Source organism: Vibrio sp. CAU 1672 (assembly GCF_029223195.1).
GTDB lineage: Bacteria > Pseudomonadota > Gammaproteobacteria > Enterobacterales > Vibrionaceae > Vibrio.
Genome location: NZ_JARHUF010000001.1, coordinates 491,540 through 515,602 on the forward strand (window position 1 = coordinate 491,540; position 24,063 = coordinate 515,602).

General features: G+C 44.4%; 19 protein-coding genes. 6 read left to right on the forward strand and 13 right to left on the reverse strand.

Annotation, left to right across the window (positions count from 1 at the left end):
* Window positions 1–2: 2 nt before the first annotated feature.
* The 5 genes from P2G85_RS02175 to P2G85_RS02195 form a co-directional block, all read right to left on the reverse strand.
* On the reverse strand, window positions 3–1,217 hold the full coding sequence (locus P2G85_RS02175) for an ABC transporter permease (protein WP_275862461.1): 1,215 nt from the start codon (window positions 1,215–1,217) through the stop codon (window positions 3–5).
* Window positions 1,214–2,485, reverse strand: coding sequence for a TolC family protein (locus tag P2G85_RS02180; protein ID WP_275862462.1), 1,272 nt, complete (start codon window positions 2,483–2,485; stop codon window positions 1,214–1,216). The genes P2G85_RS02175 and P2G85_RS02180 overlap by 4 nt, the downstream gene beginning before the upstream one ends.
* Window positions 2,478–3,611 carry an efflux RND transporter periplasmic adaptor subunit gene (locus P2G85_RS02185; RefSeq protein WP_275862463.1) on the reverse strand — a complete coding sequence of 378 codons (1,134 nt, stop codon included), beginning with the start codon at window positions 3,609–3,611 and terminating at the stop codon, window positions 2,478–2,480. Before P2G85_RS02185 ends, P2G85_RS02180 begins: the two co-directional genes overlap by 8 nt.
* Window positions 3,612–3,733: 122 nt before the next feature.
* Window positions 3,734–3,958, reverse strand: a complete 225-nt coding sequence (locus P2G85_RS02190) for a helix-turn-helix transcriptional regulator (protein ID WP_275862464.1) — start codon at window positions 3,956–3,958, stop codon at window positions 3,734–3,736.
* A gap of 11 nt (window positions 3,959–3,969) precedes the next feature.
* A complete protein-coding gene (locus P2G85_RS02195; protein ID WP_275862465.1) occupies window positions 3,970–4,497 on the reverse strand; it encodes a DUF2975 domain-containing protein in 528 nt (175 codons plus the stop codon).
* 169 nt (window positions 4,498–4,666) lie between these two features.
* On the opposite strand from P2G85_RS02195, the gene P2G85_RS02200 reads away from it, so the two are divergent.
* Window positions 4,667–4,999: a hypothetical protein gene (locus P2G85_RS02200; protein ID WP_275862466.1), complete on the forward strand. Its 333-nt coding sequence runs from the start codon at window positions 4,667–4,669 to the stop codon at window positions 4,997–4,999.
* A gap of 208 nt (window positions 5,000–5,207) precedes the next feature.
* On the opposite strand, the gene P2G85_RS02205 is transcribed toward P2G85_RS02200, so the two are convergent.
* Genes P2G85_RS02205 through P2G85_RS02240 form a run of 8 tightly spaced genes read right to left on the reverse strand, consistent with a single transcriptional unit; the run spans window position 5,208 to window position 16,070 of the window.
* The gene (locus P2G85_RS02205) at window positions 5,208–5,738 is read right to left on the reverse strand and encodes a HEPN domain-containing protein (protein WP_275862467.1); all 531 of its coding nucleotides are present in this window, start codon (window positions 5,736–5,738) and stop codon (window positions 5,208–5,210) included.
* 42 nt (window positions 5,739–5,780) lie between these two features.
* Window positions 5,781–6,374, reverse strand: a complete 594-nt coding sequence (locus tag P2G85_RS02210; RefSeq protein WP_275862468.1) for a 4Fe-4S single cluster domain-containing protein — start codon at window positions 6,372–6,374, stop codon at window positions 5,781–5,783.
* A 4-nt stretch (window positions 6,375–6,378) separates the two neighbouring features.
* A complete protein-coding gene (locus tag P2G85_RS02215; RefSeq protein ID WP_275862469.1) occupies window positions 6,379–6,888 on the reverse strand; it encodes a hypothetical protein in 510 nt (169 codons plus the stop codon).
* Between the two features lie 2 nt (window positions 6,889–6,890).
* Entirely contained in the window at window positions 6,891–7,097 is a 207-nt protein-coding gene (locus P2G85_RS02220; RefSeq protein WP_275862470.1) for a DUF2997 domain-containing protein, read from the reverse strand.
* Complete coding sequence (locus P2G85_RS02225; RefSeq protein WP_275862471.1) at window positions 7,090–9,375, reverse strand: hypothetical protein; 2,286 nt, start codon at window positions 9,373–9,375, stop codon at window positions 7,090–7,092. The genes P2G85_RS02220 and P2G85_RS02225 overlap by 8 nt, the downstream gene beginning before the upstream one ends.
* Window positions 9,375–11,027 carry a hypothetical protein gene (locus P2G85_RS02230; RefSeq protein ID WP_275862472.1) on the reverse strand — a complete coding sequence of 551 codons (1,653 nt, stop codon included), beginning with the start codon at window positions 11,025–11,027 and terminating at the stop codon, window positions 9,375–9,377. Before P2G85_RS02230 ends, P2G85_RS02225 begins: the two co-directional genes overlap by 1 nt.
* On the reverse strand, window positions 11,027–14,467 hold the full coding sequence (locus P2G85_RS02235; protein ID WP_275862473.1) for an AAA domain-containing protein: 3,441 nt from the start codon (window positions 14,465–14,467) through the stop codon (window positions 11,027–11,029). Before P2G85_RS02235 ends, P2G85_RS02230 begins: the two co-directional genes overlap by 1 nt.
* Window positions 14,468–14,480: 13 nt before the next feature.
* Window positions 14,481–16,070, reverse strand: coding sequence for an AAA family ATPase (locus tag P2G85_RS02240; RefSeq protein WP_275862474.1), 1,590 nt, complete (start codon window positions 16,068–16,070; stop codon window positions 14,481–14,483).
* A gap of 387 nt (window positions 16,071–16,457) precedes the next feature.
* On the opposite strand from P2G85_RS02240, the gene P2G85_RS02245 reads away from it, so the two are divergent.
* The 5 genes from P2G85_RS02245 to dndE all read left to right on the forward strand — a co-directional run bounded on the left by P2G85_RS02245 (window position 16,458) and on the right by dndE (window position 23,791).
* Window positions 16,458–18,485, forward strand: a complete 2,028-nt coding sequence (locus P2G85_RS02245; protein ID WP_275862475.1) for a DNA phosphorothioation-associated putative methyltransferase — start codon at window positions 16,458–16,460, stop codon at window positions 18,483–18,485.
* A gap of 218 nt (window positions 18,486–18,703) precedes the next feature.
* Window positions 18,704–19,783, forward strand: a complete 1,080-nt coding sequence (dndB, locus tag P2G85_RS02250; RefSeq protein WP_275862476.1) for a DNA sulfur modification protein DndB — start codon at window positions 18,704–18,706, stop codon at window positions 19,781–19,783.
* Window positions 19,780–21,411, forward strand: a complete 1,632-nt coding sequence (locus tag P2G85_RS02255) for a DNA phosphorothioation system sulfurtransferase DndC (protein ID WP_345795417.1) — start codon at window positions 19,780–19,782, stop codon at window positions 21,409–21,411. The genes dndB and P2G85_RS02255 overlap by 4 nt, the downstream gene beginning before the upstream one ends.
* 8 nt (window positions 21,412–21,419) lie before the next feature.
* The gene (gene dndD, locus P2G85_RS02260; protein ID WP_275862478.1) at window positions 21,420–23,441 is read left to right on the forward strand and encodes a DNA sulfur modification protein DndD; all 2,022 of its coding nucleotides are present in this window, start codon (window positions 21,420–21,422) and stop codon (window positions 23,439–23,441) included.
* Entirely contained in the window at window positions 23,441–23,791 is a 351-nt protein-coding gene (gene dndE / locus P2G85_RS02265) for a DNA sulfur modification protein DndE (RefSeq protein ID WP_275862479.1), read from the forward strand. The genes dndD and dndE overlap by 1 nt, the downstream gene beginning before the upstream one ends.
* Window positions 23,792–24,063 lie beyond the last annotated feature (272 nt).

The following is a 24,063-nucleotide window of genomic DNA, read 5'->3' on the forward strand; positions in this document are numbered from 1 at the left end:
GATTACGCCCTCGCACTTAACGCGATAACCGGAGTCAAACGCGATGCTCTTCTGGCCGGAAAGTAAGAGGCGAGCAGAGCCAAAACCAAGACAACCAGCAGCGACCAGCCAATCGAGTCAGGGGTGATCACGGGCGAACCCAACCATTGCGGTAACGCCATATTGGCAAGTAGCGATACCACGCCAAATGCCACCATCAGGCCCAAAGCCGTCCCTGCCGCCACCAAGATAAACCCTTCCAGAACAAACTGGCTCAGTATGGTTTTTTGCGTGGCACCAATCGCAAGTCGAACCCCAATTTCTCTGGTTCGCTCCGTGACAGAGAGGAACATGATATTCGCCACCCCCAGCGCGCCGACCGCCATTGTCATTGCGCCGCTGGCACCAAGAAATATCTGGATACCGCGAAAAATGCCGCTAATCAGCGCGGCACCTTCACTGAAATCAGGTAAGTTAATCGCCTCTTTGTCACTCGGGTCAAAATGCAGTTGCCGGGCAAAAAAGTGGACAATGCTTTGTCTGAATGAGGCCGCCGCCATGCCATCAACAGGCTTAAGCAGTAGCATCCACGGCTTGCTGTCCCACAGATCCAGATAGGTGGTTTGTGGGATAAACACATTGCGGCTGTCACCAAAGCTAATGCCAGCATCTTCGTCTTTGATCACGCCAATCACCAAAAACGGAATCCCGTTGACTTTAACCTGCTCACCAATCGCGATATTGCCCATTTTTGCAATCTGATCGCCGAGCACCGCCACTCTGGTGTGATTAGCCATATCGCTCGGCGAAATGTTTCTCGAACCAGGGACAAGCTGACGCTGAATCAGCGAGAAGTATGACGCATCGATGCCACTTACCGAGCCCGATAAATACTGGCCTTTAATATTGGTGACGTTAGCGTCCTGTTTGCCATAGACACTCGATGCGGCCTGGACGAAGCCGGCCTGCTTAATCAACTCGACTTGATCTTGCGCGACGCTAATCTCACGTCTTGCGGGTAAGCCCTGCCAGGGTTTACTGGTACGGGCAGGAAATGCCGCTTGTACATTGTTGACCATAAACGAAAGTGACATGGTTTGCTGGCGGTAAAAGCCCTCACCAAGAGCGATCAACACCACCACAGAGATCACGCCCCAGGCAATAGCAACAATGGCCAGCACGCTTTTCATCCGGTGTGCCAGTATGGTTTGCCATGTTTGCTGTATCAGGCTGCTCATGAGTTAAAAGCCCGCGAGATCTGTGCCATTGTCTCGTCATCTAACTTACCTGCCGTGCGCAGCAAGCCGACTCTCTGGCGCCAATAGCTATACCAGTTGGTTTGCAGGCTGTTTCTTGCCTCAAATAGACTATTGTGGGCATTGATGATTTCTGACACCTCGAGCAGCCCGGCATCGTAGAGTTTTTCTTTACTGCGCAAAACTTTGGCCCGAGACTCAACCAAGTCATTCGCCATCAGGATCTGGTGCCAGTTGATATCAACTAAGGTATATTGCTGAATAATGCGCTTCTCGATATCAATCTCTGTTTTACGCAAATCTTGCTTGGCACTGAGAATATTGAGTGACGCCTGATCAACCCTGGCACGCGTCGCGCCGTTGAGGTCAATCGGCACACTTAACGTAAGCCCGGCATTAAACTCACCATCCGAACCTCGGTCGTCGTCACTGTAGCCAAGGTTACCGGTAACGGTTGGGTAATAACCGCCACGGGCTGCCTCTTTCGCAAACTCGTTTGCTTTTACATTCTGAGCGGCAACTAACAACTCCGGGCTGCTGTCTTTAGCTAGCCTGAGCCACTGCTGCTGCGATGTCACCAACATGGTTGGCTGGATAAGCGAATCCGTCCGGACCTGGTCCACCTGTTGAGGCAGATGATTAATCAGCGCGGCAAGTTCGGCTCGCTTGGCTTGCAAATCGGCCTGCGCACGCAAAATTCCCGCTTTCTCTGCTACTTGCGTGGCACGCATCTCTTCAACATCAATCGATTTGACTTTACCTGCACGGTAACGCTTCTCAATAATGCTGAGTAGCTTACTCCCCTCATCCAGCTTGGACTGGGCCAGTTGCAGATCGCCTTGCGCACTCGCCACATCAAGATAGCTGGCGAGAAGTTTCTCGGCCAGCGCATTGTGAGCCTGGGATAACTCAAGTTGGGTCTTTAAATAGTTGGCATTGGCCTGTTCCAAATTTGACCAAAGACGGCTGTCCCAGATCGTTTGTGATAACGTCGCCCCGTAACTGTTGCTGTGATCGGACGTCTCATTCCAACTAGTAGATGCCGTCGCACTCAAAGCGGGCAACAGAGAGCTGCGACTTGAATCGATCCCCACCTCACCAAGTTGAACCGCTATTTTGGCCTGTTCGAAACTTGGATCATTCTGCTTCGCTTGCTGCCACGCCTGTTCAATAGAGAGGGCGTAGCTTGGCAGACTGAGCGCCGATAACAGTAGTACTGCGCTGCTTTTTAACTGAAACAACTTAGCCATGGCCCACTCCCATCATACTGTTATCAATGATCTCTTGATTCAGTTCAACGCCATCCAACACTTCGACATTGATGCCGTCAGATAAACCGAGCTTAATTGGCTGTCGATGGAAGCCCTGCTCTGAGCTATCCGGAATCAACACCGTTGGGCTATCCCCCTCAAACGCAAGCACTCGTTCCGGTAAGGTCAGCACATCTTGCGACTTTTGCAGGGTGATGTGCGCTGTGGATGAGAACCCCGAACGCAATAAAATACCCGCAGGGATCTTGAGCTCCCCCACTTCCACGCCAAAACCATTATCAAAACTCTTGGCACCCGAGTTCGCTTGCGTGGCGTTAAGGTTTTCTGACTGGATAGCGACTTTGGTCAGTACGCCCTCAATTTCCAGCTCTGGATAGGGTGCAACGGTGAGCAAGACGCTCATACCCGGCGATAACTGCGCCGCATCGTGTTCACTGACACTGCCTTTAAAGATCAGGCTGTTCATATCCGCCAGTGACATCATCTCTGTCGCGGCTTGACTCGATTGGGTTGAGATGATCGGCTCACCCACTTCCACTTTGCGATTGAGCACGGTGCCGTCAATCGGCGCGTAGATGGTGGATGTTAAACGCGCATCGCCAATTGACGCTTCACCACTGCGGATCAGCTCGAGATTTTGCCGCTTCTGCAATACGTTAGCCTGCGCGGATTTCACCACCGAGCGCGCAGTAACATACTCATCATAGTTCGTCGGAATGATCTCTTGCTCAACCAGACTTTCTAAGTTGGCGAGCTTTTGCCTGGCCGATTCCAGATCGGCTTCGCTGCGCATTAACTCAGTGGAGGCATCGGTTAATGCTTGCGGCGTAGGGTTAGGACGCACTTTAATCAGTGGTTGCCCTTGTGCCACTTTCTCCCCCACTTTGGCGTATATTTCGCCGACAATGCCGTCAATTTGTGACTTGATTGACACAGAGTGAGCGGGAACGATACTGCCTACCGCCACCGCTTGTTTCTCTATCGTTCCCTTTTCGACGCTCAAAGTCGCAAAGGCTTGGGGTTGAGAAGAAGATTGCAGATAAAAGTACCCGCCGCCGCCGAGTAGTGCCACACTCACAGCAGACAAGAGCCAACGTTTCGCCATGGTTTACTTCCGATAATTTGTGTTGTGTAGCCATCCGACTACCGTGAATTCATAACCTCCGCCAAAATACGCTACGTCAGCGGCGGTTACGCGCTCAATGATGAATATAGGAACCGTCTGAGTTAACCCTGAGATTCAGTCTCATTCGGGGTGTACTCCAGAATGTCTCCGGGTTGGCAATTTAAATGCTTACATATCGCGTCTAACGTGACCAACTTGACCGCTTTAGCGCGACCATTCTTCAGCACAGATAAGTTTTGTTCTGTAATACCGACCAGTTTGGCAAGTTCATTCGAACGCATCTTTCTCTTCGCCAGCATCACATCAAGATTAATTACAATCGCCATACACTATTCACTCAAATTGTCAGCTCACTCTCTTGTTGCAGTTCTGCCGCTCTTTCCATGACCACAGCGATGACACGCACGACCAACCCGATCACCATCATGGTGATATCCACGTCATCAATACCGATGGAGTAGTACCAAGATTCGCCATCGTAAGTTAAAGCAAGAGTCATAAGTAACTCACTGATTGCACTAACAAAAGGAGTAGCAATCAATATATAACTCAGCCTCTTATAGCAGTAGGCATTCTGCTGTTCAAAAATTTGTCCTTTTTCGTACAAACCAAACAACACAATTAACTGCCACAACATCGCCATGGTCAAAAAGGCGGAGAACATACTTGGGATATAACCGACCAATGAACGAGTCAACGACAAGGGTAGTTCGACCTCAACGGGAAAAGTGGCATCGAACCACTGGGCGTTAAACAAGGTCGCACTGAACCATAAGGTGCTATCAAGCGCAGCCACAAAGAAAAATGAAAACCAAAACAAAACAAGCAACTTACGGCTAAAAGAGCTAATAGATTGCTGTGACATATCCAACCTCGATAATTAATAATTTGAGGCTATCTTAGTGACCGGAAATCAAAAACACAATAAAAACTTATCGTTTTTCGATAAGTTTTTATTGAAAGCCACCAAAGAACGATTTACGCTAGTAATCAAATCACACCGAACCATTGATCAGACCGGGGTTTTGATGTTTATGACATATACTGTGCCAAGTGCACTATTGATTTTGTTTTCCTGTACCGCGGCTGCCGATGCGCTATTTCTTGATAACCTTGAGGAAGAGTTAGGTTTGACCGACTCGTTGAGCGCATCATATGTACAACGCTTAACGCCAAAACAGCAGCAGTTTACCGGCAATGATTGCCATGAAGCCTCGCGGCAGACGTTTGTCAATAACGGCTTAACCAGTGGCGTTCGCAGCACACACTGCTACGTAACGGAATTTAATGGGAACAAGGTTGAGAGCTACTTCCAGACCAATCCAGATGGAAGCTACACCAACGGTTTCACTTGGACTTTTGAATAACAAAAAGCCCGCTAACGATACATCAGCGGGCTTAGTAGCTAACCATTACTTTACCTATACATTCATCAACTTCTTTAAAATAAAGCCATTAGACAACTAACTATGTAATGAAAAAAGGTTTTGATAGCATTTTTACCTCTCGCCCAAATAGCTCAATGTAGAATTGACACCCTGCAACTTGCCTAAGCAATTTCCTTTGTCCAACCTGTTATTTTGCTATTTGAACCTCATCCATCGCACGTACTAATCCCTTGAGAAATCGTATCGCTTTCTCTAGTTCATCTCTTTTAATTAAGTGCCTCTGACCATTTGATGTATTAGCCTGATGTGCTGCATCACCGCGTTTTGATATAAATTCGTTAAGCACTTTTTTAGCTTGAGGTGGATGGTAGCTATCCCACTTCCAACCTTCGGTCACGTCAACATCAAAATGGGTCATAAATAATTGCTTGGTTTTATCTGTATTTGGATTAAAGAAACGTTTCAAATCTTCATCCACTCGCTTTTGGACAAAATTACCCAATTGACTGCCTCTCACAGATAAGAGCCAAACATTAATTTCTTCTTTAAATCGGTCCTTAACGTATGTTTCCCAAGAGGCTAAGGCAAGCACCATACCAGCTCTTTTCAAAGATTCAGCATTGTGATCTTGCTGTATACCTTTTTCCACATCGAAACGAGCAAGCATTTCCTCTGCATCTGTAATCGACTGTTCAAACCGCTTTCCTGCCTCTGACATTTGTATATCCTTACTTACCAATTATTTTAATAACTTAGCTGGTTATTCACATAATACTTCTATTAACTTGTTATCCGGAAAACCCAAAATCCTCAAGCTTTCATCTTCATCAATGATGATCTCTACTTCATTGACAGAGCAAGGGTTAGTGTTTTCCCTGGAGCTTTTTGGATAGACAACAACCTGATTATCTGAACCAATCCATTGCTGCTCGACGTTTCGTTGTTCTGAGCGATATCGACCTATCGCAGCGATATCGCAAAACTGATGAATATGCGATAAATTGCCCTGCTGAAGCAGCTCATCCTCTTCATAACCAGTAAATAAAAACACAGTTAAGTTAGAGCGCATCCTGATTTGCTCTATTAACCACCAGAGGTTATCAGCTTGATGTAGTGGCTCGCCCCCAAGGAAAGTCACCCCCCGAATGCCAGGCGTATCTAATATTTCTTCCAGCAGCTTTTCCTTGTGAACAAGGTTATTGCTTTTGAAAGACCACATTTCCCGGTTCCAGCAGCCATCACAGGCAAGCGCACACCCCTGAAACCACACCACAAAACGATCACCAGGGCCATAAATATGGCTCAATGGCTCGATATGAGCTAGATTAAAATACTCGCCGTAATCTTGAACCACTGACTTACACCGTACGAGTAAGAACCAGCTGGATCTGCTGTCCTTTTCTAACTTCCTTTACCGAATATCCCTGAGCTTTGGCTTTTTCTATCGCTGCCATTCGAGTCGCTTCAACTCGTGCTTTACGCTCTTCTTGTAAACGAATACGCTCTTGCTCAGCCAATATTTCCAAGTGTTCCTGGTACGCCTTTTGATAAGCGTTGCCAACAAGTTGCAAAAAATCACCAACCTTTTTATATCCTTTCGATGCAGCAGAAAGCGTTGTAACCCGCCCGTTCATCTCACTAGAGTCATGTCTGAGAATCCACTGTTCATTAGCTTGGCGGAAATGTTGCGGGCCGTAATAATCAGTGCGGTTAGTAAGAATGTCTCCGAGTTGTAACTCCCCTCGATGACTAAATGTCCGAAGTTCTTGCTCAGTCACCAATACAGGCTCTGCGCCAACCTCTTCAAGCGCTTTCATCAACACTGACTTTATGACAAAAGGAGTAGCTGTTTTTATTACTGCACTCATCATTAACTCCGGTTAATTTTCTGATTACGATTAGTTTGCACCGCCTGTTGTTGATGAAACTCATCTGTTTTCTTCAGACTTGCTATTGTCCCTTCAGTATCAAGTAACTCATCCAGTGCTTCTAAACAACTTTCACCTTTAAAACCGGCGGTTTTCGCGGTAATGCTACCTTCTTCATCTATCGTGATTATTATTTTTTGCTCAGGCATGTTTCACTCCATAACTAGCCGGACGATTTACGCAAACAGTAGCATTCAGCAGTTCAGCATCTATCTTAGCTTGGTCAATTTGATCAGTATTTCGGATCACCAACCAGCGCCGCTGATTGTCAACTTTCAGTTCCGAACCTGCTGCTGGTAACTCCTCTTTTGGCCAATCAAAGTGAGTATTTAGTTTGCTACCTTTGAGCCCTAACTGCTGCTCGAAGGCGTTTGCACTATTTTTAACCTGGTACTCAAACTTAGAGCCGTGACTCTTCAACGCCATTTCAGCAGCAGCCAAAGTTACCTTTGCTTTTTCAACATCTTTCAGCGCTTCTTGCAAATCCCGATCAATTTTGTGTAATGCCTGATGATGATCCTCAATAGCCCGATTCAGCTTACTGTAATGCTTCCTGAATATTTTTTCCTTACTTGACTGACGAAGCGCATCCGCCATCAAGTGATCCATAGATAGTAATCCAGCCCTGACTGCCCCTAGAAAATCTCCTTCTGCTTGTAGCTTTACAGCTGCTTGCTCTTCTTTGTCTTCCGGCATTTCGTTTGGGAGAAACTGTTCTGGTTTGACCCCGTCCAATCTAACCTGCCTCAGTTGTTCATCGGACAGCACCTGCACCGCATCTTGCCAGCTATGCGTGAAGTCTCTCTCTGCGGACCGATTTTTACTGTTGCGATCTGCAAGCAAAGCATCGTGAGCACTCTTTTTAGCCCTAACTAATTCACGAGCCACTCTCTCTTGTCTCTGAAGCTTCTGCAACTTCTCTTCCCAGCGATGATTTTGCTCGGCTTTATCCAGTTCTGTTGCTGTATGCCGCCCTCTATTTGAAATGTCTTCTGCCAACTTAACCAAACGGCGACGATACTCCTGACGCTCTGAAGGTGTTGCCTTCGTTACACTCCAGTCTTTGAGCTCAGCCAACTCTCTGTTTATTGCTTTCACCGATTGTCCTTGCCCAAGGATAAAACTTTTCAGGAAGCCTTTTAGCTTGTCCGCAATATCCGACTGCTGGTCATCAATAAAGCTTTGTCTGTGTTGCAGTGATGAAAGTCGCTCCTGCCAAATATGTTCAGCTTGCTGCCAATCACTATACAATTTGTCAGGCTGCGCAGTTACGGGGCAATAAGGTGGATGAATTACAACTGAGTAATCAATCCTGTGAGATAGGAAATTTCTTTGGCAACCCGTTTGAGACTTTGTCAGTTGTTCTGCGCTGGAGTATAGGAAGCTATCCAAGCTTTGGACTGATACTGCTTCCAACTCTTTTTTCCTAACCGCTTTAACCCGCCGGATCAGTTCCGGTTGGTCAGAAAAACGGAGCATTCGCTCATCTGAAAGCTCACCAAGTATAGCTTCTGATTGGTATTGCCAGGCAGCTTCCTCGAAAGCCACCTCATAAGCAGAAACCATCTTCTTTCCTTGCTGTTCAGATAAACATAAACACCAGTTAGCGACCTTAAACGCCATTGCATCAGGAAGCAGCCAACTCCCTTGCTCTGAGATGAGTAGAGAAGGAATTGCTGTATCCGTCAGAGCTACGCCCTGCCGTCCAATAATCGAAGAAGAGTCGGTATGCTTTAATAAGCGGTAATTTGAACCCTCAGTCCCAAGTTCAGAACAACTCACAGCCTGAAGTGTTGCTAAGGTATCTCCTAAACATTCTTCTAGCGTGCCACACAAATGGTGAGAATGGTTAGTCACGATCTTTTTGTCTGGGTGCTCTGTTTTCTGTGTTAACAAATTTTGTTGCAAATATTCGTTTTGGCTATGTTCCCAGAACAATTTACAAAAGCTTCGAAAGCTATCGTCTATTTGGTCAGCCTCTAATTGAATCGCCCAAGCCTCAGCTTTATCATCGGAAAATATCAGATGGTTCATTACTAGCCACCCTTGAGCTTTATTTGTTGAATGGTCGGCCAACACCAACGCTCCGCACTGAGCAACTCCGGTACGAATCAAGCAACGTCCTGACAACGCATCGATGGCTGCTTGGTTAACGCGTTCATCACCTAACAGCAAATAAATACGAACACCGCGATCTGCTGTCTCCTGAATGACTTTAATTAACCCTTGATCACTGATTTGCTCAACTGCAATTAACAGAGTGAGTTTGGACGACTTAATCAAATTCGCTTTAAGCCATTCACAATCGACATGAAGAAGAGCATCCGAAAAGTTGCTGTCACTATCCTGCTTATGAAATAACCCGGGTAACAGCTCACTTGTATAATCAATTTGAAACTGTTCCTGCCTTGCTTCGATTACAGCCATCAGATGACTTCCTCCATTTTCATTTTTTTAATTTCTTCCTGCAGATAGTGTGGTAACTCGTTTTTCTCCTTTGGTGTAAAAGTTGGTGTACCTTCAACCATATAGGTATCACCTGAATGCCTAATAAAATCTACCCCGCTGCTACATTCCCAGCACCATATTTGTGAGCGACCAAACAAGATCCAGTAACGACCGTGATTACTGCTATCTTTCTTAAAAGTACGCCTCTCCCAGTTCATCGGTAACTCTGCTTCACCTTTCCCTAAAGGTGGATTTAATGTCATCAACAACCCGTGAGACGCACGCGATTTGTCAGCAAACACTTTGAGGTTATGACTCTGTCTTCTGGTATGCACATACCGGTCTGAATAAATTATCTTTTGAACCTGCTGACCATGGGCAAGTTGATAAATAAGAGCCTCAATGCTGAGTTCATCGGACTGCATTAAGGTAATTGGCAGGGATTGTTTTTTACTGTTCGATGGTGACAAATCTGCTACAGCTGCTACGTGCCAATATGCTTCAGGATTATTTTCACGCCCAAAACTACCCAATAGCTCCTGACCTAGTTTGAGAGGAAGATCGAAATCACTCATTCCTTCATGATCTAACCAGTTTGACTGCTGTAAGTGAGCCTCTGAATCACTAGAATACTTTTTGCTATGAAAGCTCGCTAACCAGTATTGATGCCACTGTTTCGCATCGGAAGGATCTTCCGGTTTAATTGGCAGATGCTGACACTGAACTCGTTCAAAGTTTCCAAAAAGTGTATTCAGCCCCGGAATTGTTCGACTGCCCACTTCAAGCTTTTGTACTGCTTGCGAATATTTGCGAACCGCATCTAATGTAACGCGCATGCGCTTAGCTTGCGTATCCCACACCCCACCAAATTGCTTTGCAATATAACCCAGTACCTCCGGAAGATGGTTTTGATAGTCTTCGATATTCATTTCTAAATCGCGGACAACCGCCTTAGCACTCTTGCTTGTGAATTTCAGTGCTTCTACTTGCCCTTTTAAAGTAACGCTTGAATGCCCATAACTAAGTGCCCACTCTAAATCCAGATGAGCCTTAGCCTCTGCAGAGCACAATACCTCTGGCTTAATAGACGCTATGATGGCCTTACCCTGATGTTGATCCGTTTTCGGAGCGTTGAGTTTTTCCTCAAGTAAATCTACTTCGCAATTTGTATTTACAGCAAAACCAGAATTAAACGCATCATTTCCCTTCTTCCATACATTATGATTTGGCTCACCAAAAGCTGAATACCTCTGAACGAATATTGGACGGGTACCCAGCAAAGGGTCATTGTTGGTATACCAAATATGGTATAGCCCTCTCTCCTCCTGATCTATACAACAGGTATCAATAACTTGTTGACCTTTTTGGGTTAATCCTGCCGTTTCAGGATCCCACAATGTTTCCCTTTTTAAGTATGCTCTCAACCGAGCTGGTATTTGCACGTCGCTCCGTTGGCTTGCTTTCAGCAACGATACCAAATCTTGCCTTTCTTTCTTGAAAGTCACCTTGGCGACAACCGGGTAGCGCTTAACTTCAACCTTTCGTCTAAGAATAATATTTAACTCATTCTTCCCAAAACTAGCTCCAATCGCTGTCGATTTGCTCACTGAAGGATTTTGTTTTTTGTTCACTATTTTCTATTCCTTCTGGTTCTCTTATTGTGCATTTTATTCGGCACTACCACATCACTTGACGTTGCTAACTCACTAAGTTCTTTTGTTCGTGAGCGCTGACTAAAATAATTATGGCTGCCCACAACCACCAGTTGATAGCGTGCTCGCGTAATTGAAACATTAAGCCGATTTGGTGAATCCATAAATCCATCCCGACTCGTGTTTACCATAGACAAGAAAACCAAATCAGCCTCCTGCCCCTGAAAGTAGTCGACTGTCGCGAGCTTTATAGAAATACCTTTGTAGTTAAAACGTGCATACCGATTATTATTACCTGGTAAGGATTTTTGCATCATCTCCCGTAACGCTTTTTCCTGACCTTTATAAAAAGTCAAAACAGCTACATCATATGCCTCATCTTTTTTGTTTTTCCTCTTCCCTTCAGCCCATTCGCAAAATAACTTAAGTTCATGGACAATAGCTTCTACCTCTTTCGTATTAACGTTTCTAAATACACTGCCTTGAACATCTAACCAGGTGTTACGTTTTTTGTAACGATTGTATTCCCAATCTCGATCACCTCGTGTTTTACTTCCGTCTAATAACACGCCTTGCTCATAAAACTGGCTGCGGGGAAAACTTGAAATATCGGGATGCATACGATGTTGATAAGTTAACGTTGAATGACGCTGCTTCTTCTCATGTTTTTTAAAACCTTGGTTCAAAGTTATAGGATCATCATTCTTACGTTTTTGTAAACCATCACCTGATAACGCTTCCAGAATTGAAGGGAAAGCAATATTTTTAAGAATGTGGATACGTCCATCTGCTTTGATCGACTTGGGGAATAACCGGTCTAGGGTTGACGCATAATTGTTTTTAAGCCGCTTATTCGAAGACAATCGCAGCCAGTACTCTCGTTCCAACCTCCAACAAACTTGTTCTGACCACTTTGTGCTACCTATGCGATCCAGCAACTCACCATGAATCTCGGTAGTCGAACTAATATCTGAATTTTTAACTGTAAACGACTTATCAGAAGCTTGACCCGCTGCTTTATGAAGAAAAGCATTTTCTGTTCTAAACCAGTCTGAGTGTAACATCAGCATATCATCTGGAAGCATGGCTTGTAGCCTGCTCAAACACGTTTCATCTACAAAACAAAGCGTACGGGAATATAGCCGCCAAGGCTCTCTCTCCAGTGTTCTCATATCTGTCAGTTGGTTAAACGCAGGCTCATGAGCCCTTATACGACGACTTTGGATGAGAAGAATATTTTCTAACCCTTTGCTCAATAATTCAGAGCCCACACGAGCTTCAATCTCATCGTTTAATGCCTTTAAAACTCCTTTAGATACCGAAACCAACATGGGTTGTTCATATGGGTTCCTATTATTCCCTCTAAGTTCTTCAAGCAGAAAACAAGCCTGTTGTATGGCAGGAGACAATGTCTCAGCATCTGTTTTGCCTCGACGAGGTGTCAGCATCAAATTGTCCAAATTCGCGACAATCTGCTCACGGTCAGTAAAAGGCGATAACTGGCGGACATCACCAACCAGAATCCAACGTTTAGCAAAGCGAGCCGGAACTAAAAACTCTTGAAACGTGGTTTTACTGCATTCATCAATAATCATGACATCGAACGGTGGCTCACCACGATCCAGTACCACTTCACGTTCATTAAACAGCCGTAATATACCAATTGTTGTGCCACAAATTAGGTTAGAAGCATCGACCATCAATTGTTTACTAAACGCTTCCCCACAATTGCTGCTCTTTAACTGCTTATGTAGATTATCAAACTGAAAGCCTTCAACACCTACAGCATTACTCTCATCACCGATTCGCAAAGGAAATATATGCTGACTTAGTTTTGAATCCTCCTGAATCCGCTCAAGAACATTGTTTATCGCAGCATGAGTTGAAGCCGAAAGTAACACCCTTTTACCCTGCATCACTAATTGGATTATCAGCTCTAAAATAGTCGTAGTTTTGCCAGTCCCCGGCGGGCCATCTAGAATGGCAAAATCTGGTGTTGCCAACGCCTTTCCAACAAACTCACGCTGACGATCACAACCATCAAAGTCAGAGTTGGTCAAAACTTTCCAGTCAATACCGCTCTCTGGCTGAATATCCTGCCAACGCACCCTTTGTCGTTCTTGTAACAAGTGTATGATTGGTAAATGCCCATAGGATGGGCGTCTCCGTAACTGATTGATGGCCTCTTTTTGCCTCTTCAACTGAGACGTATCAACACTAACCCGTATTTCAGGAACTTTTCCTTGGTTGTTAGGATACTCACTCTTCCAGCTTTTCTTACCCCGGGTATTTTTCGCTAGCAAAATCTGCCGTTCTTCCGGTCTAGACTTTATAACCCGAAACCCATCCTCGAACTTTCTTTGGGTATGATCTAGGATCTTGATATTGTCACCAAAGAAATGATCAAGATCAGACTTACCTGTTTCCTCACCAGATTCTTTTTCTACAAGCTGAATCCATTTTTCATCAACCTTCGCTTCGCTGACACTAAATAAGACCTCAGAAAAACGAGTGCAATTAAGCTTAGTGTTATTCTCAAACTCTGGGGATTGCATATCACTTGCTTCCAAAACAAGTATGCCTTCATCATTGTTCTCTAACGACCAAAGCTCTTGACTTAATCCACTACCATCAATAGTTAAATGCTCAGGTACCAGCTCACCAAACATTTTAGATGTAACGTCCTTTAGAGGATAACCATCAAAATTGGGTTTATTAGGAGCAAACAGTAGCCAACTAGTACCATTCTGACGTGGTGAATAGCTTTCTAACTGATTGTCATCCAGTGACGCAATGACCTCAAACCGAGTATTTTGTCCATTGATAGTCACTGTACTTTGGGGATTAACCTGACCATACAAGTGCACACAGTTACGATTAACTAACTTAATCTTGCAGGCATGGCTATCAACATGTACTTCTTTGAGCCCCTCTAATGAAACGGTCAGAGCGCGAATCGATAACTGATAGCCACTCCATTGTACTTCCGTCGCTGAATCAAGCTCAGGCAGGTAGAGCTTAAACTGGCCACTTCCAGATTGATAATGAGGTTCTTCAAGTACAAAACGACGACGCTCCGCTCCTTTACCAACGATTACCGGGTCTTCAATCGTCGGGACAAAATTCTCATCAAGAGAGCCCCCTCCGACCTCACTTAAAATTTCATACCAGCCTTCCTCTTCGGAAAGGATCTCTATCTGGCTGACAGGTGTTACCTGATAAATTCGTTTATCGGGAGTCAATTGGTAACGTCGACCAGCAACCGGACGCCATTCACAACTGACCTCTTTGTCTTCAAGAGCGTTAATGCTGTTGTCCAGGTAATGTATGAACGGCATCAAAACCTTTTCGGTTTGAGACGCCAAATTAGATGCTTTAAAACCTGGACTTTCTAAAGCAGTAAAAAACGGGTTATCCATTAGTCCCTACCACTCAGATAAAAGGATTCTCGCCTTCCTGTTTAAGGCGCGGCTTTTTGGTATTTGACTTTGCTAATGCTTCTGGTGGAGCAGAGCTAGCAGGCACAGCGCGCCCTTCAGCCCATTGACGAGTCTGGCTAATCATCTCTGCCATAGTTTGAGACAATGGAGTTGTTGCGGTAATTGCCTTAAGAATATCGTCCTTATTAAGCTGATGCCCTTCATCAAAAGCGAGAAACATCGCTTCTTTAATGGCTTCTTCCAACTCCGCACCTGTAAACCCTTCACTCATACGTGCCAAGTCTCTCAGTTCATCATCAGAGAAATCATCTAGCCGGTCTTTGTGCTTAAGGTGAATAGAAAGGATTTCTTTACGATCCTGCTCTACAGGTAGATCAACAAAGAAAATTTCATCTACTCGTCCTTTTCGGAGTAACTCAGGGGGTAACTGAGCAATATGGTTGGCTGTTGCGACAACAAAGACAGGTTTATCCTTTTCCTGCATCCAGGTTAGAAAACTCCCGAGTACACGGGCAGTGGTACCGCCATCAGTAGAACCAGAGCTTTGCATCCCTGAAAGCCCTTTTTCAATTTCATCGACCCAGAGAATACTGGGTGATAGTGCCTCTGCCATCTGCAAGGCTGAGCGCATATTGGCCTCTGACTGACCTACAATGCCACCATAAATCTTGCCCATATCTAATCGTAACAGTGGCAACTGCCAAGCATTAGCGACAGCTTTTGCGGCCAAACTTTTACCCGTCCCGGGTAAACCTAATAGCAAAACTCCACGTGGGGATTCAAGACCAAATGAACGAGCATCCGAGGTAAAAGCCTGACGCCGCCGTTTCAGCCAGGATTTCAAGTTATCTAAACCACCGATATCTTCCAATGTTGCTACTGGGTGAAAATACTCCAAATGACCACTCTTTCGAATTACTTGCTCTTTTTCCTTCACGATAAAAGGAATCTCGGTCGTTGTAAGGCGATTAAACTCTACGATAGCCTTAGAAAAAGCCAACTGAGCTTCACTAGTAGAAAGGCCCAATGCTGCTTCAAGTAACTCAGGTGAATCACTACAATCACGCTCATCAAGATCATAGCGTTCCTTTGCCTGCTGCATCAGTTTACGCATATCATCAATATCCGGTAATGGCATTTCTATAACCTGGACATCTTTTTCCAGTTCTACTGGCAACAATGGAATTGGCTGGGACAAAACAACAGAGCAACCTGATATTTCCCTGGATGCGACAGCGATAGCAAATGCTCGAAGCCTACTGATGAGAGCGTGGTCTGCCAAAGTTAGGTGATGATGAAAGTCTTCTAGCAGTACAATAAAATCGCGCCTGCCCTCGGTTTTACTATGCTCAAGTAACCATTCCAATACTTCATGGGGTTGATCACCATCCTCCAAGTCACGCCATATACCCTCCTCGTAGAGACGCAATTTGTCATGACTGTTCCAGGTGAACAGCTCGCACTCCAGTTCTCTCGCAGCCCGAATCATTGCCGCCCTAATTCGCAATGTTTCATGACTGATAATCTGATTTAGCGCCGCTGACGATTTTATATTTGTTTTTAATTGATTAAAAAAATCCATAGGTTTTCCATAGATAGATTATGTCAAGAGTCAGATATCAACTCCCATCTATTCCCGACACCTCGAAACAAGGTTAATGGTATTGAAGACAGTTCTATACTTCTGACTATAAGCCGATTGAACCGGGGTCATGTGATTGGTCAGAAAACCACAACAGTTACTAATAGTTATTTGTTTTTATTATATTTCTATCATTATTTATTAGTTAACAAAGGCTGCCAACTTTACATCATACGACTGCGAACCATATGTGATCACTATCATATTTATATGCATTTAGTTTATACATAATACCGGTTTTTTCATAAACGCAATAAGCGCAAAAGGCAGTACTCACAGACCTTATTTGCTGGCTTATAATCCTAAAAACATCACTAAGGATTGGGAATGAACGAAGAGCTGTTTGCTGAACTCGTCGCGCAAATTAAGATAGGAAAACAACTGCCAGATGCCATCTACCTTCACAAAGACGCATTCAATGCCCTGCCTAAAGTCTTGATTCAGTTCATTCCTGCTGTCGCAAAAGCGGTGAGTTTGGACGACGAAAGTTGGAACCTCGTTAAGCTGTTCAAAAGAGAGTTCCGCTTATCTTTACTGCACTACCCCGACTTTTATACAGATTCCTACCCGGCCTTACGACAAAGCTTGAACGTCGACCTTTCAAAACTTAGCCACAAAATCACAAGTTACGCTGATTCTGATAATCCGCCCATCTTGCACCGAAAAGAGACCATGATCTTGCCGGACAGTGAGCATTACCAACACTTCACCTCTCTAACACAAGAAGGCGATAACGCAGGTTTGTATGAAAACAGCCGCTTGATCGGTTTTAAGCGCTCTTGGGAGAACATCATTGCACGTCATGGCTATGAACTTGTTGATGGGCGTTTATTCCGCAGCTCCGCCGTTGCTCAAACAAAAGAATCCGGCATCGACCGACACAAAACCGCATTGGTAAGGCATGAGCTATCAGCCCCGATGAAGACATTGGTTAAACATGGTTACCTTGAGGGAACTTACTCTATTTTTGATTATGGCTGCGGACGAGGTGATGACTTACGTGAACTGGAAGCGCACGGGTTAGATGCGTTAGGTTGGGATCCAAACTTTCAACCAGACAACGACAGAGTAAGTTCTGACATCGTTAACTTGGGGTTTGTGCTCAACGTTATCGAAGATCAAGATGAACGTTTAGACGCCCTACTGGGGGCGTGGGAGCTCGCAAACAAGTTTCTGGTGGTGTCAGTCATGCTAGCAAACGAAAGCTATATCGCCCAGTTCAAACCTTATAAAGATGGTGTAATCACCTCTCTCAACACCTTTCAAAAATACTATGCCCAGTCGGAAATAAAAGCCTACATAGAGAGAAGCTTACAAGAAGATGCCATCACCGTTGCACCTGGCATTTTTTACATCTTCAAAGACAAGCTAGAAGAGCAGCTGTATCTACAAAGCAAGTACAAACGTCATCATAAATGGCAGCAACTCACCTCGCCGGCACCTATTGAAGCGAAAGATAAAGCCAAGCTTTTGATTACTCAAAATCAAGAACTGTTTGACGGATTCTGGAACACCTGTTTAGACCTTGGCCGTATACCATCGAACGATGAGTTTGAGCAATCCAATAAGGTACGAGAGCTTATTGGTTCCCATAAAAAAGTCTTCAGCCTGCTGCAAGAGATGTTTGATACCAAAGAGTTTGAACAAGCTGAAAAACGCCGCAAAGAAGATTTGCTATTGTATTTTGCGATGGGATTATTTGAAAAAAGAAAGCCCTACACACAGCAACCAGAATCACTCAAACGCGATATCAAAGCGCTGTTTGATGATTACAAAACCGCTCTTAACCTCGCTGCAGAACTGTTGTTTGCGATTGCCGATACCGGGCTAATAAACAACCAGTGTGAAAAAGCTCACTCACAGCTGCCTGCAAGTTTATTGAATACCGGCCACTCACTCATCTTACACCGTGACTATATCGATGAACTGCCGTTGCTACTTCGTACATACGTTGGCGCAGGATTGCAAATGTATGGCGAGCTGGATGAAGAAATCGATCTCATCAAAATCCACATCACCTCAGGCAAACTCACCCTAACCGCTTATGATGATTTTGAGAAATCTGTGCCCTTCTTAGTCGAGCGCATCAAAATCAAAATGGCGGAGCAAGATATCGACTTCTTTGACTATGTGAATGAAGAGCGCAGGCCACCTCTGATAAACAAGCACCTGTACATGCCAACCGACCACGAAAGGTACAAAAAACAGTTGAGTTTTGACAAGCGCTTAGCGAAATTGATGGAGTTTGAACCTGATGAAGAAACTCAGATGCATAGAACTGAGTTTGAGGTACTTTTGAGTAAGCACAATAAACAAATCAAAGGGTTCTGCTTAAGTACTCGACAAGTCAGTTAAACCTTCAGAAAATCCATACTTCAGCATAGAAATCTCACATACATACCTGTAAAATGTCCGACCTATTTTGGCAAACCGATGCAATATTTCGCAAAGCTGAAACTCATACATAACATAATCGAACTTTTAGTATGTTATTTTTTGACATACCAAGATATATAAACTTGGCTTACCTTTAGTCATTACGTCATAAAATAACAAACCAACTAAGGTATCGTATGCAAATTCAAGATTCAGGCTACTGCTACTCTTTCCCGGCAGTTAGAGGCATTCAAGCAGGGCGTCCTTTCTACATTGCGACTTGCCCTCTCAGGATCATCCCTAAAATTTTCAGCTATAACGAAGATGACGTTCCTCCTGAGCTAAGAGCTCAGAGAACTCTCAACAAAACTCGTATACCTGAAATGGTCAAATACTTACTCGATAACCCAAAAGATTACGTTTTCTCAGCACTCACTGCGTCTGTTGGCGTAGACATTGCCTTTGCGGATCATGACGGAGCACCAAACTTGGGAACCCTTAAAATTCCTATGGATGCTCAGATTCTGATTAATGACGGACAACACCGCCGCAAAGCCATTGAAGAAGCGCTGAGAGAGAACCCTGATTTAGGCCAAGACAACATTCCAGTTTTGTTCTTCATTGACGAAGGCCTGACTCGCAGTCAACAAATGTTTGCGGATCTCAACAAATACGCAGTAAAACCTAGTCCTTCACTGGGTACTCTATATGACCATAGAGATGAAAGCTCTGAGCTTGCACGCGAGTTAGCAACTAACGTCAGACCCTTTATGGGCCTGACCGAAATGGAAAAATCCAACATCAGTCCTAAATCAAACAAACTTTTCACTTTAAGCAGCATTAAGCAATCAACTCGAGCTTTACTCAGTAAAGGACCGAAAGATGGTTTCAGTGATGAAGAGAAGAAGCTAGCTGCTGAGTTTTGGGAAGAAGTCACTCGCCACATTAAAGATTGGCAAATGGTGATTGATAAAGAAGTATCGCCTGCACAACTCCGCCAAGAGTATATTCACGCGCACGGCGTTGGATTACACGCCATTGGCGTGCTAGGAAAACACCTTCTTTGCCAAGAACCTAAACATTGGAAAGAAAAGCTTAAACAACTAGCCAAAGTGAACTGGCTAAAAACCAATCCGGAATGGATCCAGCGAAGCATGAACCACGGTAAACTGAGTAAGTCGACCACGAACATTCAGCTTACTGCCAACGCACTAAAAATTGAACTCGGGTTACCATTAACCCCTGAAGAAAAAGCTCTAGAGAAGCAGTTATCATGATACACGAGCTACAATTGGCAGAAGATTTAGCCGAATACGAAGACTTCATTAATGCAGAAGACTTCGCCAACAACAAATTAAGTCACTACATTGCAGATGTGCAGCGCGTCTACTGCGCAGACAAACGCCCTTGGGTTATCGGTTACAGTGGCGGCAAAGATTCATCAGCGGTGATGTCACTAGTTTATTTAGCGCTACTTGGCTTAGAGCCCAATGACCGCCATAAACCAGTATTTGTTGTTTCTTCAGATACGTTGGTTGAAACCCCCGTTGTTGTAAACCATATCAAAGATTCACTAGCAGCAATCGAGAAAGGTGCAAAACGCGATAACCTACCGATCACTTGTCACAAGGTAGTTCCACAAGACAACCAAACGTTCTGGGCAAATTTGCTTGGTAAAGGCTACCCGGCACCAACACGTTCTTTCCGTTGGTGTACAGAGCGTATGAAGATTGATCCTGTGAGCGACTTCATCAAGTCAAAAGTTTCACAATTTGACGAAGTGATTGTTGTTCTGGGTTCTCGTAGCCAAGAAAGTGCGTCACGTGCACAAGTTATCGCCAAACATAAAATCGATGGCTCTCGATTAGCACGTCATACAACACTTGCTAATGCGTTCATTTTTACCCCTATTGATACATGGGGTGTAGACGATGTATGGAAACTCTTGCGTCTTTGCCATTTAGAAACCAAGCACACACCTTATGGGCCAAAGAACATTTGGATCGACAAGTACGATCTTGAATGGGAAAACCCTTGGGGTGGTAAAAACCTCGTTCTTTGGAATCTATACAAAGATTCCTCGGGTCAGGGGGAGTGTCCAATGGTTATTGATGAGACAACACCATCTTGTGGTAACTCTCGTTTTGGCTGCTGGACATGTACTGTCGTAACCAAAGACCGTGCGATGGAAAGCCTTATCCAAAATGGCGAGGAGTGGATGGCTCCGCTTCTGGAATTCCGGAACAAGTTATCAATGACGACCGATCCGGCTAACAAAGAAGAATATCGAAACCACAAACGCCGCACCGGAAAAGTAAGCTATCAATACGCGAAAGAAGGCGAAGATATTGCCACTGAGCGTAAGCACGTACCAGGCCCTTATTGGTTAAAATATCGTCGCCAATGGTTACGCGAGTTACTTGAACTCGATAAGAAGTTCAAATCAGAAGGTAGGGAAATAGAGCTGATTACCATTCCAGAGCTGCACGCGATTCGTCAGGAGTGGATTCATGATCCAAACGAGCCGGATTGGGATGACTCTCTGCCAACGATTTTTAGAGAAGTATATGGCTACGATCTTGATTGGGTATATGACGACAACGCTAGCTTTGGCAAAGATGACGCTCAACTGATTCATGAGCTTTGTGATAGCTTCGATGTCGCTCCAGAAATGATCATGAAACTTATAGAGCTGGAAATCTCGATGGAAGGCTTAAGTCGTCGCAGTGGTATTTCGAATAAAATTGCGTCACTACTGAAGCAAGACTGGGGAAGCTTGGAAGAGATCAAACAGAAGCATGCATCGCTACAAAGCAAAGCTGAATTTGATATTCACCAAAAAGAAATTGAGCGCTACAACGAGCAACTTGCAGACCTAGATAAGCAGCTTCAAAAAGAGTTTTAAACACTAACATGCTAATTACTAAACTAACTCTCAACAACTTTCGTGTGTTTCGTGGCGTACATGAGGTTGATTTACGCCCAGCTCCTGCTCGTCTGAGCAAAAATGGCCCTATTGAAGGCACCGAACGTCCTATTATTTTATTTGGTGGGTTAAATGGCGCGGGTAAAACGTCTATTTTAACTGCTGTACGCTTAGCACTATTCGGACGCCAATCCTTTAGCCAAGTACTGTCAAACGGCGAATACATTGAAGCTTTGTCAGAGCTCATCCACAAAGGCGTCGGCCATGGTGGCGTTCAAGATAATGCTTCTATTGAACTGGAGTTCAAATACAGCCAAAACGGCGAAGAGAACACGTACAAAGTGATTCGTGGCTGGAAACGCGGTAAAAAAGACAGCCTTTGCCTTGAAAAAGATGGCATTCAGATTCCAGAACTTAATTACGATCAATGTCAGGGCTTTTTGAATGAGCTGATTCCTACTGGCATCGCAGACTTATTCTTCTTTGACGGAGAAAAGATTGCTGATCTTGCAGAAGATGAGTCAGGTACGGTTCTGAAAACGGCCGTTCGTCGACTATTAGGCTTAGATGTTATTGCTAAACTCAAGAGCGACTTAAACATCTTCCTGAAAAAGCAAGGCTCTGGCATGTTGAGTCAGTCTTTGAAAGAGGAAATGAACTCTCTGGATGAGCTACGTATCAGCCATGAACGCGCAGCAGAGAAGTTACGTGGGGAAGCTGACATTGTTGATGCGCAAATAGAGCTTGTTTCTCGCGATATCCTCAAACTAGAAAACAAGTTGTCCCAAAATGGTGGCGCTTGGGCTAAAACTCGAGAAGATGAGCAACAAAAAGTAGATAGCTTGCTCAAAGAGAAAATAGAGCTTGAAAAACAAATCCGCATGGAGATGGAGACAAGCCTACCTTTCGCACTGGCCCCGAACACAATGAGCTCTCTCCTTGGGTTAATTAAAAAAGAACAAAGTGTTAAGCAAAAGCAAAACTTTGGCCATGAACTAGATTCGTTCCTTGAGACTCTCCGAGCAAAATTATCGTTTAACCTTAGCAGTTCAGCGCCAGCTGCATTAGAAGCGATTACTGACAGTCTTGAAGAACATCTTGGAGATGCTCACAACCAAGAACTACTACTGGATATCTCTGACCGACAGGCAACAACGATAGAATATCAAGTAACACAACTGTCCTCCGATTCTTTCAACCGCTTTGAGAATGCGAGAACACGGCTTAAAAAGGTAGAAGAAGAAATCGATAATGCCTCAAACAATATCGCGCGAGCTCCAGAGCAAGAGCAAGTGCAAGAGCTGTTTGCTGAAATTCGCGAACTAGATAAAAAGAAAGAAAAACTGATTATCGAGTATCACGAACTTTTGGAGCACGCGAAAAGAGAGCTTCGACAAGCTCTGGAAATCGCTCGCCAAATTCAGAAGCTTCACGATAAGCACAAAGATCAGGCAGGTAAAAACCAAAGCATCGGCAATGCACAAAATGCAATCCTGCTTCTGGACAAGTTCGGAGAGCAGCTCACCAAAGCCCGTGTTATCCAACTGGAAAGTGAGTTCGTTCGGTCATACAAGAAACTGGCCCGTAAAGAAGATCTTAAACTTACCGCAGCAATTAACCCATCGACTTTTGACGTTGAGCTGATGGACGAACACGGCGTTAAGATCAACCGTAAAGCTATGTCTGCCGGTGAAAAGCAAATTTACGCTATCTCAATACTGGAAGCTCTGGGTAAAACCTCTGGCCGTAAACTGCCAATTATTATTGATACACCACTTGGCCGACTGGACTCACACCACCGTGACAAACTAGTAGAGAGTTACTTTCCTCACGCAAGCCATCAAGTAGTAATACTATCTACTGATACTGAGATAGATAAGAAATACTTCATGAGTCGCCTCCAAGACGATATGGCTCGTACTTACGAAATTTGTTTTGATGGTTCGACTAAATCTTCAAGGCTAAAAGAAGGTTACTTCTGGAGAGAAGCAGTTAAGGAGGCAGTGTAATGCTACCAAATCGTATGAACCTAACCCGAACTACTGAAGAGCAGCTTAAGAAGTTGAAGGGCTATACTGGCATCACTCCAAACGTATCGGCGCGTATCGCTTTCTTCCGTTCAATTGAAAGTGATTTCCGTTACCAAGGTCAAGAAGCTAAGTTAGACGGTTCACTTGTGTTGGATAAGTATACTTGGCTTGGTGAGACTAGCGATGTTACTGAGTTAGTTTTGAAAATGTACTACCCAGAGCTTGATAGTAAACAATATCAACAAGCTTGGGCAGCACATGTTGAAGATGGGATTGCTTCCGTGCGTAATCACAAACAAATATCGGCCCTATCAAGCAAACTATCTTGATATTAAAAAATGATAGGGCTTAGGCTTCAAGCCCTATCATTAGATGTGTGATTCATAGACATCCTTTCAACTATACTGGGTGTCTATGGACAGAGAAATCCAACAAAGACTACAGTGGGTAAAAATGTATGAGGAATGTGGTGATGCAGCAGGGCAAGATCATGAAAAACTCTTGTGGAATAAGGCCTAAGTGAGAGCCTACTTTTACTCATTTCTACAGTGATGTCATAAAAAATGCAATGACTTATGGATCGATTTGACGATCAGTATTA

Coding starts and splice junctions, on each gene's coding strand:
- P2G85_RS02175 (WP_275862461.1), bottom strand. CDS start 1,217: ATGAGCAGCCTGATACAGCAAACATGGCAAACCATACTGGCACACCGG.
- P2G85_RS02180 (WP_275862462.1), bottom strand. CDS start 2,485: ATGGCTAAGTTGTTTCAGTTAAAAAGCAGCGCAGTACTACTGTTATCG.
- P2G85_RS02185 (WP_275862463.1), bottom strand. CDS start 3,611: ATGGCGAAACGTTGGCTCTTGTCTGCTGTGAGTGTGGCACTACTCGGC.
- P2G85_RS02190 (WP_275862464.1), bottom strand. CDS start 3,958: ATGGCGATTGTAATTAATCTTGATGTGATGCTGGCGAAGAGAAAGATG.
- P2G85_RS02195 (WP_275862465.1), bottom strand. CDS start 4,497: ATGTCACAGCAATCTATTAGCTCTTTTAGCCGTAAGTTGCTTGTTTTG.
- P2G85_RS02200 (WP_275862466.1), top strand. CDS start 4,667: ATGACATATACTGTGCCAAGTGCACTATTGATTTTGTTTTCCTGTACC.
- P2G85_RS02205 (WP_275862467.1), bottom strand. CDS start 5,738: ATGTCAGAGGCAGGAAAGCGGTTTGAACAGTCGATTACAGATGCAGAG.
- P2G85_RS02215 (WP_275862469.1), bottom strand. CDS start 6,888: ATGAGTGCAGTAATAAAAACAGCTACTCCTTTTGTCATAAAGTCAGTG.
- P2G85_RS02220 (WP_275862470.1), bottom strand. CDS start 7,097: ATGCCTGAGCAAAAAATAATAATCACGATAGATGAAGAAGGTAGCATT.
- P2G85_RS02225 (WP_275862471.1), bottom strand. CDS start 9,375: ATGGCTGTAATCGAAGCAAGGCAGGAACAGTTTCAAATTGATTATACA.
- P2G85_RS02235 (WP_275862473.1), bottom strand. CDS start 14,467: ATGGATAACCCGTTTTTTACTGCTTTAGAAAGTCCAGGTTTTAAAGCA.
- P2G85_RS02240 (WP_275862474.1), bottom strand. CDS start 16,070: ATGGATTTTTTTAATCAATTAAAAACAAATATAAAATCGTCAGCGGCG.
- P2G85_RS02245 (WP_275862475.1), top strand. CDS start 16,458: ATGAACGAAGAGCTGTTTGCTGAACTCGTCGCGCAAATTAAGATAGGA.
- dndB (WP_275862476.1), top strand. CDS start 18,704: ATGCAAATTCAAGATTCAGGCTACTGCTACTCTTTCCCGGCAGTTAGA.
- P2G85_RS02255 (WP_345795417.1), top strand. CDS start 19,780: ATGATACACGAGCTACAATTGGCAGAAGATTTAGCCGAATACGAAGAC.
- dndD (WP_275862478.1), top strand. CDS start 21,420: ATGCTAATTACTAAACTAACTCTCAACAACTTTCGTGTGTTTCGTGGC.
- dndE (WP_275862479.1), top strand. CDS start 23,441: ATGCTACCAAATCGTATGAACCTAACCCGAACTACTGAAGAGCAGCTT.